This window comes from Dactylosporangium sp. NPDC005572, from assembly GCF_040605515.1.
Lineage (GTDB): Bacteria > Actinomycetota > Actinomycetes > Mycobacteriales > Micromonosporaceae > Dactylosporangium.
This window is the reverse complement of record NZ_JBEXCY010000327.1, coordinates 1-9,026: the sequence shown is the minus strand read 5'-3', so window position 1 is coordinate 9,026 and position 9,026 is coordinate 1. Positions and strand designations below refer to the sequence as shown.

7 protein-coding genes and 1 pseudogene are annotated in these 9,026 nt (G+C 72.6%); 2 read left to right on the top strand and 6 right to left on the bottom strand.

Going from position 1 to position 9,026, the window contains the following annotated elements; translation table 11 throughout:
- The 6 genes from ABZS66_RS58545 to ABZS66_RS58520 form a co-directional block, all read right to left on the bottom strand.
- Nucleotides 1–721: LLM class flavin-dependent oxidoreductase (locus ABZS66_RS58545; protein WP_354773167.1), on the bottom strand; the 721-nt coding region annotated here is incomplete at its 3' end.
- Nucleotides 718–1,953, bottom strand: coding sequence for an LLM class flavin-dependent oxidoreductase (locus tag ABZS66_RS58540; protein WP_354773165.1), 1,236 nt, complete (start codon nucleotides 1,951–1,953; stop codon nucleotides 718–720). The genes ABZS66_RS58540 and ABZS66_RS58545, both read right to left, overlap by 4 nt.
- Before the next feature lie 10 nt (nucleotides 1,954–1,963).
- Entirely contained in the window at nucleotides 1,964–3,622 is a 1,659-nt protein-coding gene (locus ABZS66_RS58535; protein ID WP_354773163.1) for an ABC transporter ATP-binding protein, read from the bottom strand.
- Complete coding sequence (locus tag ABZS66_RS58530) at nucleotides 3,619–4,512, bottom strand: ABC transporter permease (protein WP_354773161.1); 894 nt, start codon at nucleotides 4,510–4,512, stop codon at nucleotides 3,619–3,621. Before ABZS66_RS58530 ends, ABZS66_RS58535 begins: the two co-directional genes overlap by 4 nt.
- Nucleotides 4,513–4,523: 11 nt before the next feature.
- The gene (locus ABZS66_RS58525; protein WP_354773159.1) at nucleotides 4,524–5,483 is read right to left on the bottom strand and encodes an ABC transporter permease; all 960 of its coding nucleotides are present in this window, start codon (nucleotides 5,481–5,483) and stop codon (nucleotides 4,524–4,526) included.
- A 66-nt stretch (nucleotides 5,484–5,549) separates the two neighbouring features.
- Nucleotides 5,550–7,268, bottom strand: coding sequence for an ABC transporter substrate-binding protein (locus ABZS66_RS58520; protein ID WP_354773158.1), 1,719 nt, complete (start codon nucleotides 7,266–7,268; stop codon nucleotides 5,550–5,552).
- 255 nt (nucleotides 7,269–7,523) lie between these two features.
- Between ABZS66_RS58520 and ABZS66_RS58515 the strand changes: the two genes are divergently transcribed.
- On the top strand, nucleotides 7,524–8,579 hold the full coding sequence (locus ABZS66_RS58515; RefSeq protein WP_354773157.1) for an LLM class flavin-dependent oxidoreductase: 1,056 nt from the start codon (nucleotides 7,524–7,526) through the stop codon (nucleotides 8,577–8,579).
- Between the two features lie 190 nt (nucleotides 8,580–8,769).
- A pseudogene (locus tag ABZS66_RS58510) lies at nucleotides 8,770–9,026 on the top strand (hypothetical protein); the annotation flags it as partial.

The window sequence follows — 9,026 nt, the reverse complement described above, 5'->3', positions numbered from 1 at the left end:
TCCAAGATCGCGGGGGCGAGCGGGGCCACACGGGCGAGAGGGCCCGAGCGGGGGCCGCCGTGAGCGCCGCGTCCGCGCCGGGGACCAGCGCCCGGTCGACGACGACGGCGTCCGCGGACTCGGCGACCGTCGCCGCGTCGAGCGCGCCGAGGTCGGCGACGAGGAGCGGGCGACCCTGCACGGACGCCGGGCCGTCCAGCGGGCCGGCGACGCGGTAGAACGTGCCTTCGTGATCGATCGGTGTGATGAGCAGGTCGTCGACGACGACGCCGGCCTCCTGGTCGCCGACCAGCGCCGCGCGCGGGAAGGATTCCCAGAGCCGGCTCAGCACCCGGGCGTACTCCGCCCACCGCCGGGCGGGGTCGGCGGCGCCGGGGTCCGGTGCGGCCGGCTCGCTCACCTCGTCGCCGGCGCCGGGCAGCAGCGCGACGCCGACCCGGCCGCCGGTGGCCCGGTCGAGCGAGAGCACCCGCCGTGCGGCGTTGTACGGCGCGTTGTGGGTGGTCGGGAGCTCCGGGACGTAGCCGACGCCGCCGTGCACGCCGGCCAGGTACGCGGCGACGACGGTGGGGTCGAGCGGGTGGCCCGTGGCCGTGCCGTCGGCGAGCCGGATCGCGGCGACACCGGCGTCCTGCGCCGCCGCGGCGACGGTGACGGCGTCGGCGAGGGGGACCGCCCCCGGGGCGCCGACGGTGACGGTGAGCAGGATGGGCACGCTCATGAGGAGACCACCTCCAGGTGTCGGCCGGACGGGACGGCGGGCAGGCCCAGCCCGAGGTGCCCGCGCAGCGTCGTGCTGTCGTACTCGGTGCGGAACAGGCCGCGGCGCTGCAGCTGCGGGATCACGTGGTCGGCGAAGTCGTCGAAGCCGGAGGGCAGCACGTCGGGCATCACGTTGAAGCCGTCCGCGGCGCCGGCGCGGAACCACTGTTCGATGTCGTCGGCGATCTGCTCGGGCGTGCCGGTGACGATGCGGTGGCCGCCCCCGCCGGAGAGCCGCTTGAGCAGCCGGCCGAGCGTCGGCCGCTCCGTGTCGATGATCGCCTTGACGACGCGGTAGAAGGTCTGCGAGCCGCCGGCCCGGTCCGGGTCGACGAGCAGCTCGGCCGGGATCGGCTCGTCGTCGGAGAGGCCGTCGAGCGAGATCCCGAGCTGCCCCGCGAGCCGGCCGCGGGCGTAGGCGTCCGGCAGGACCTCGTCGAGCAGCTCGCGGCGGGCCCTGGCCTCGGCCTCGGTGCTGCCCACGACGGTCGACAGCCCGGGCAGGACCACGATCTCGTCGGGTTGCCGGCCGAGCCGGGCCGCGCCGTCGCGGATCTCGGCGCGGAACGCGCGGGCGTGCTCGAGGTCCTGGTCGGCGGAGAAGATGACCTCGCCGACCCGCGAGGCGAGCCGGCGGCCGTCGCTCGAACCGCCCGCCTGGACGACGACCGGGCGGCCCTGCGGCGAGACGAGGTCGGTCCGCTCCGCCCAGGCGGCGACGACCTGCTCGGTGAACACGGCGGCGCGCCGGTACCGCAGCGCGTGCTCGGGTTCGCCGAACCGGCCGAAGTTGCGGGCCGCGACCGGCCCGGCCGTCGTCACGACGTTCCATCCGAAGCGGCCGCCGCTGACGTGATCGAGGTCGCCGAGCCGGCGGGCCAGCTCGACCGGGTCGTTGTACGACGAGGACAGCGTCCCGATGAGCCCGATCCGTTCGGTCTGGGCGGCGATTCTCGCCAGGACCGTGGTCGGCTCCAGGTTGTTGCCGGGGCGGTGGCGCACGGACGGGTCCAGGGCCGGGCCGTCGGCCAGGAAGACCGCGTCCAGCCCGGCCTGCTCGGCCTTGCGGGCGATCGACGTGTAGTGCTCGACGGTGTAGGCGGCGGTGGCGTCGGTGCCGGGGAACCGCCAGGAGCCGCCGAAGACGCCGGCGTTGAGGATGTTGACGTTGATGTGCAGCTGACGTGGCATGGCACGCTCCTCACTGGGCGCCGGCTCGGGCGAGCCCCGCTCCGGGGATCGCGGCCAGCAGTTCTCGGGTGTAGTCGTGCCCCGGCGCGTGGAACACCCGCTCGACGGGGCCGGTCTCGACCACGACGCCGTCGCGCATCACGGTGACGTCGTCGGCGATCAGGCGTACGACGCCGAGGTCGTGCGTCACGAACACGTAGCTGAGGCCGAGCTCGGCCTGCAGGTCGACCAGCAGCCGCAGGATCTGGGCCTGGACCGACACGTCCAGGGCGCTGACCGGCTCGTCCAGCACGAGGATCCGGGGGCTCAGCGCGAGGGCTCGGGCGATCGCGACCCGTTGCCGCTGGCCGCCGGAGAGCTGGTTCGGCAGCCGGTCGAGGTGGCTGTCGTCCAGGGCGACGGCCCGCAGCAGCGCCGTCACCCGGGCAGCCCGCTCGTGGCGGCCGGTCGCCAGCCCGAAGGCCCGCAGCGGCTCGGCGACGATCCGCCCGACCGTGAAGCGGGGGTCGAGCGACGTGTACGGGTTCTGGAACACGAACTGCAGGTCGCGGCGCAGCTCGCGCAGCCGGCCGCGCCGCAGGCCGGTCAGCGCGCGGTCGCCGGCGTGGACGGTGCCGGCGTCGGGGGTGGTGAAGCCGGCCAGGATGCTCGCGAGAGTGGACTTGCCCGCGCCGGACTCCCCGACGATCGCGTGCGTGGTGCCCTCGCGGAGGAGCAGATCCACCGTGTCCAGCGCCTGTAGCTCGTTGTGGCGCCCGCGCAGGCGGTAGGTCTTGGTGAGCCCGCGCGCCCGCAGGACGGCCGGCGCGTCGGCGGAGGGCCGCCGTGGGCCGGTGGCCGGCTCGAGCGGGCCGCTGTGCCGTGCCGGGGCCGCCTCCAGCAGGCGGCGGGTGTAGTCGTCGGCGGTGTGTTCGAGCACCTGCCGCGGTGGGCCCTCCTCGACGATCCGGCCGTGCCGCATGACGAGAATGCGGTCGGAGCGGTCCAGCGCGACGCCGAGGTCGTGGGTGACGAGCAGGATGCCGATGCCGAGCTCGTCGCGCAGGCCCACGAGGTGGTCGAGGATGACCTTCTGGACGGTGACGTCGAGCGCGCTGGTCGGCTCGTCGGCCACGATGATCTTCGGTCGGCCGGCGAGCGCGATGGCGATCAGCGCGCGCTGCTTCATGCCGCCGCTGAGCTCGTGGGGGTACTGCTGGAAGACCCGTTCGGCGTCCCTGAGCCCGGCGGTGCGCAGGCTGTGCAGCGCGTCCTCGCGCAGTCGCGCCGCGTCGCCGGTCTCGCCCGCCCGCCGGTTGAACCGCACCGCCTCGACGACCTGCTGCCCGATCTTCTTGACCGGGTTGAGCGAGGTGTTGGGGTCCTGCGGGATGAAGCCGACGTAGTTGCCGCGCACCAGCGCCATCCGCCGGTCGTTCCAGCCCGTGACGTCGACCCCGGAGTAGGCGATCGATCCGCCGCGGATCCGCGCGGCGGCGGGCAGCAGGCCGAGCGCGCCCTGGACCAGCGTGGTCTTGCCCGAGCCGGACTCTCCCACGAGGGACACGAACTCCCCCGGCCCGACCCGGAGGCTGACGCCGTCCACGGCGGGCGTCCAGGAGCGGCGCGCGGTGCGGTAGTCCACGGCCAGGTCGGCGATGCGCAGCAGCGGGTCGTCGTCGGCGCTCATCGGCGGCGGTCCTTTCGCAGGGAGGTACTGATGCGGTGGGTGGCGACGACGACGATCGCGAGCGCCGCGCCGGGCATGATCGACGCCCACGGGTAGACGGCGACGTAGTCGCGGCCCTCGGCCACGAGCAGGCCCCACTCGGGCTGCGGCGGCGGCGCGCCGTAGCCCAGGAAGCCCAGCGCGGCGACGGCCAGGACGGCCGAACCGACCTCCAGGGCGGCCAGGGCCACCACCGAGCCGAGCGAGTTCGGCACGACGTGGCGGAGCATCACGCCGAGCCGGCGGACGCCCACGCCGTAGGCCGCCCTGACGTAGTCCTGGTGCACGACCACGAGCACCTCCGCCCGCATCACCCGCGCGAACGAGGCGATGGCCGAGATGCCGACGGCCAGGGCGATGTTGTTGGTGGAGTAGCCGAGGACCGAGACCACGACCATCGCCAGCAGCAGGCTCGGGATCGCCAGGAACACGTCCACCAGCCGCATGATGACGGTGTCGACGATGCCGCCGACGAAGCCGGAGACGAGGCCGACCACCGTGCCGATGCCGAAGGCGATGAGGACGGCCAGCAGGGTCGCGGTCAGGGTGGTGCGCGCGCCGTAGACGCTGCGCGCGAAGAGGTCGCGGCCCAGCCGGTCGGTGCCGAACCAGTGCTCGGTGCCCGGCGGCAGGAAGCTCGCGGCGGTGTTCCCGTCGTAGGGGCCGTGGGCGGTGAACAGCTGTGGCGCGACGGCCCAGCCGAGCACGACGAGCACGATGATCCAGGACAGCACCAGGATCGGCTGCCGGGCCGCAGCACCGAGCCGGCGGAGAGGGGAGCGGGCCACCGGTCGCTGCCCTGCCGCGGCCGGCAGGACGGGTGTCGCCGGCGTGTCCACGTCGATGGTCATCGCGGTCCTCCTCAGCTCGGGCCGGGCGCCGGCACGGCGAGCGTGGCCCGCAGCCGCGGGTCCAGCAGCGGATAGATCAGGTCCACGACCAGGTTGATCGTCGCGAAGGTGACCGCGACCAGCACGACGATCCCTTGCACGAGTGGGACGTCGAGGGTGTTGATCGCCGTCTGCGTCATCCGGCCGAGACCCTTGCGGGCGAAGACGGTCTCGGTGATGACCGAGCCGGCGATCAGGTTGCCGAAGGTGATGCCGGCGATGGTGAGGGCCGGCAGGCTGGCGTTGCGGAAGACGTCGCCGGCGACGATCCGGCCGCGGGTGGCGCCCTTCGCCCAGCTGGTGGTGACGTAGCCGGAGCGGAACTCGGTGGCGAAGCTGCGCACGAGCAACTGGGCGATCGGGCCCGACACCGGGATCGCCAGAGTGATCAGCGGCAGCACCAGGCTGCTGGCGCCCTGGTCGCCGAAGGCCGGGAACCAGCCGAGCCGGAACGAGAAGACCTGCAGCATGAGGATGCCGGACAGGAAGACCGGCACCGAGACCGCACCCGAGGGCAGCGCCTCGAGCAGGTTGCGCAGCCACTCCTGCCGGGTCGACGTGGCGACGAACGCGACCGCGAAGGCGATGAGCAGCGCGAGCACGAGCGCACCCGAGGCGAGGGCGAGGGTGCTGGGCAGCATGTCCAGGATCGCGGCGGTGACCGGGCGCCCGGACTGCACGGACTCGCCGAAGTCACCGCGCAGGGCGTGCCCGAGGCGGTCGAGGTACTGCAGGAGCACCGGCTGGTTGAACCCGTAGTTGTCCGCCACCTGCCGGCGGACCTCGGGCGGGATCGCGTTGAGCTCGGCCGGGTCGAAGAGGAGGTCGACCGGGTCGGCGGGCAGCACGAACAGCAGGACGAAGGTCAGCGTGAACGCGGCCCAGACCACGAACACGGCACGGCCGACCTTCAGCGCGATGTAGCGCAGCACGACGCTCCTTCCACTGGGCCGATGGGCGGGCCGCCGGGAGCGGGCGCTCCCGGCGGCCGCGGGCGGTTACTTGCCGTTGCTCTTCCAGGCGTCCACGAAGTGGTTGCGGGACTGCGCGTCGAAGATGATCCCGTGCACGGAGGGCGCGTGGGCGATGACCTGCGACGGGTTGTAGACCGGGTTCACCAGCGCGTACTTGTCCAGCAGCAGGTCCTGCGCGGCCTTGGCGTACTGCTTGCGGGTCTGCGGGTCGAGCGTGAGCTCGAGCCTGCCGAGGGTCTGCGTCACCTCGTCGAGGTCGACGCCGACGGAGTCCCTGGTGACGTAGGCACCGTTGCCGAGCTGCGGGCCGTACTGCAGGTTGAGGACCGCGGGGTCGTTGCGCGAGCGGTTGGCCGCCGTGATGTTCCAGTCGGTCTTCGCCTTGGCCTGGTTGGCCGTGTAGTCGGGGATCGGCACCACGGTGAGCTGCAGGTCGATGCCGATCTTCTTGAGGTCCTGCTGGATCGACTCGTACGCCGGCTTGTTGACGACCAGGTTGTTGATGCCGAGCAGCTTGACCTCGAGCCGCTTGCCGTCCTTGACGCGGATGCCGTCCGCGCCGGGAGCCCAGCCGGCCTCGTCGAGGATGCGCCGGGCCTTGTCGGGGTCGAACTTGAGGATCGTGCCGCCGTAGTCGACGTAGCCGGGCACGGACGGCGCGAGGACCGACGTGGCGACGGAGTAGGAGTCGGTGAGCACCGTCTTCCTGACCGCCTCGCGGTCCCAGCCGGCCTGGATCGCCCGCCGTACCGCGATGTCGTTGGTCGGGAAGAGCTGGGAGTTGAAGTTGAAGAAGATGGCGGTGCCGGACACGCCCCGGTAGATGATCTTGTAGCCCTGGGCCGCCAGCGGCTTCTCGTCGGTGGTGCCGACGTCGAGGGTGGCGTCGATCGTGCCTGATGTCAGCGAGCCGGTCCGCACGCTGGCCTCCGGGATCGTGTTGAACACGACCCGGTCCAGGTACGCCTCGCCCTTGTGCCCGAGGGCGGGCGGCGACCAGTTGTAGCCGGCCCGCTTGACCAGCACGGTCTTGGCCTGCTCCTGCCAGGATTCGTAGACGAAGGGGCCGGTGCCGATCACCTTCCTGGGGTCGGTGCGCTCCTTCGCGCTGAGCCGCAGTGTCGCCGGCGACAGGAAGCCCGGCTGGGCGTTCGCGGTGAAGGCCGACGCCTGCAGGAAGCTGGCCAGGGGCTTGGCGAAGCGCACGACGGCGGTGAAGTCGTCGGGGGTCAGCGTCTCGATGTAGCCGGGCAGCAGGGTCGCGCCGTTGGGGTTGACGCCCAGCGCCTTGTCGCCGCGCACGTACTGGTCGAAGTTGGCCTTCACCGCCGCGGCGTCGAACCGGGCGCCGTCGCTGAAGGTGACGTCCTTGCGCAGGTGGAAGGTGAACTCGGTGAGGTCCTTGTTGTACTCCCAGGACTCCGCGAGCCACGGCGTGATCTCGCCGGTCTTCGGGTCCTGCCAGGTGAGCTTGTCGGTGATGTTGTTGCCGATGAGGGACTCGGCGTAGTTGGTGCCCCACTGCGGATCGGGGCTGCGCTGGTAGTCGATGAGGGCGAACTGCAGCGTGCCGCCGCGGACCGGCTCGCCGCCCCCGGCGGCGCCGGGGGCGGCGCCGCCGCCGCGTGTCGCGGCGTACGCGATGCCGGTGACGACGAGCAGCACGGCGACGCCGGCCGATATCCAGGGCCACTTCCGGCGCCCGGGGCCGGCGTTCTCGATGGCACTGCGGAGATCTGACATGTGGGTTCCTCGCGCTCGGAAGAAGGCTGGAGGCAGGCGCGCTTCGCATGACTGCGGCGCGGCCACGCGGGGTCATTCGAGGAGCTGGATGCGGGTCGGCCAGTCAGTGCCGACACGTCGCCGCGACGCGGGGCGCGACGTGTGTCTCACGTGCGAAGCATCGAAGCGTCTCGGCCATGAACTACACTATACCTATCGGAGTGATAGGATTTATATGGTGACACAGACCACACCAACGCGAAGGTGGACCGACCGATGAGCTCGGAGTTCCTCTGGTACATCCCGAACCAGGCCCAGCCCGGCCACCGCGGTGATGACGTCGTCGCGAGCCACAACAGCCTCGACACCCTCACCGGCCACGCGCTCGCACTCGAGGAGCACGGATGGGGCGGTGCGCTCCTCGGTGCCGGTTGGGGACGGCCCGACACCTTCACCGTCGCCACCGCCCTGGCCGCACGGACCACGACGTTCCAGCCCCTGATCGCCGTCCGGCCCGGCTACTGGCGCCCAGCCAACTTCGCGTCCGCCGCCGCCACGCTCGACCACCTGACCGGCGGCCGGGTGCTCGTCAACATCGTCTCCGGCCGGGACGACCTCGCCGCCTACGGCGACAGCGAGGGCGACCAGACGCACCGCTACGCCCGGACGAAGGAGTTCATCCAGATCGTCCGCCGGCTGTGGACCGAGGAGGCCGTCACCTACCACGGCGAGCACTTCGGCGTCACCGCCTCCACCGTGCAGCCCCGGCCCGTCGTGCGCGGCGAGCGGCGGCATCCGCGGCTGTACTTCGGGGGCGCCTCGGAGGCCGCCGAGCGCGTCGCCGCGACCGAAGCGGACGTCCAGCTGTTCTGGGGCGAGCCCCTCGACGGCATCCGGGAGCGCATCGAGCGGCTCCAGGGACTCGGCGAACGCCTCGGCCGGGAACACCCCCCGCTGGAGTTCGGCCTGCGGATCACCACGCTGGTGCGCGACACCACCGAACAGGCCTGGTCCGACGCCGAGGCGAAGGTCGCGGAGATGGCCGCGGGCACCATCCAGCGCGACCCGAACCGGTTCGTCGCCGTCGGCCAGCAGCGCCTGCTCGACCTGGCTGCCCGCGGCGAGGTCCTCGACGAGAACCTCTACACCGCGCCCGGCCGCTTCGGCGGCGGTGGGGCGGGCACCACCTGGCTGGTCGGCTCGGCGGAGGACGTGGCGAAGGCGCTGCGCCGGTACCAGAACCTCGGCATCACCCACTTCGTCCTCTCGGACACGCCGTACCTGCCGGAGATCAGGCGCCAGGGCGACCAGCTGCTGCCGCTGCTGCGCTGAACGCCGGGCTACTGCGGTCCGGGACAGGCGCGCCGGGCGCCCGGGGCGGTTTGCGGCTTGTGACGTGGAACATCATGAGCTCCCGATGAAGTTTCGCTTAGGCCACCGAGTGGTCCGTCCGCGTCGCCGGCACACCTGTCTATAGTCGGTCCGCTTCCGGACCCCAGCCCGACGACGACAGGTGGAGCGCGTGTACCCCGACGAGCCGGCCGCTGAAAGCCCCGCGACCCGCCGGACCTCCCGCCGACGCCTGGCGCTCATCGGCGTCGGAGTCTCCGTCGCCGTGCTGCTCGGGGCGGGCGCCGTCGCCTACGCGATGCGGCCGACTGGGGACGACCCGGCGCCGGCCACCGCCGCCGGTGCAGGCGCCGCGGGCGGTGCCGACCCGGCGAGCGGCGCCGGGCTGATCCCGATCCGGATCGACCCGGAGCACCACAGTGCGACGGT

What these genes read in the sequence shown, in the direction of transcription:
- ABZS66_RS58540 (WP_354773165.1), bottom strand. Translation starts at nt 1,953, where the DNA reads ATGCCACGTCAGCTGCACATCAACGTCAACATCCTCAACGCCGGCGTC.
- ABZS66_RS58520 (WP_354773158.1), bottom strand. Translation starts at nt 7,268, where the DNA reads ATGTCAGATCTCCGCAGTGCCATCGAGAACGCCGGCCCCGGGCGCCGG.
- ABZS66_RS58530 (WP_354773161.1), bottom strand. Translation starts at nt 4,512, where the DNA reads ATGACCATCGACGTGGACACGCCGGCGACACCCGTCCTGCCGGCCGCG.
- ABZS66_RS58515 (WP_354773157.1), top strand. Translation starts at nt 7,524, where the DNA reads ATGAGCTCGGAGTTCCTCTGGTACATCCCGAACCAGGCCCAGCCCGGC.
- ABZS66_RS58535 (WP_354773163.1), bottom strand. Translation starts at nt 3,622, where the DNA reads ATGAGCGCCGACGACGACCCGCTGCTGCGCATCGCCGACCTGGCCGTG.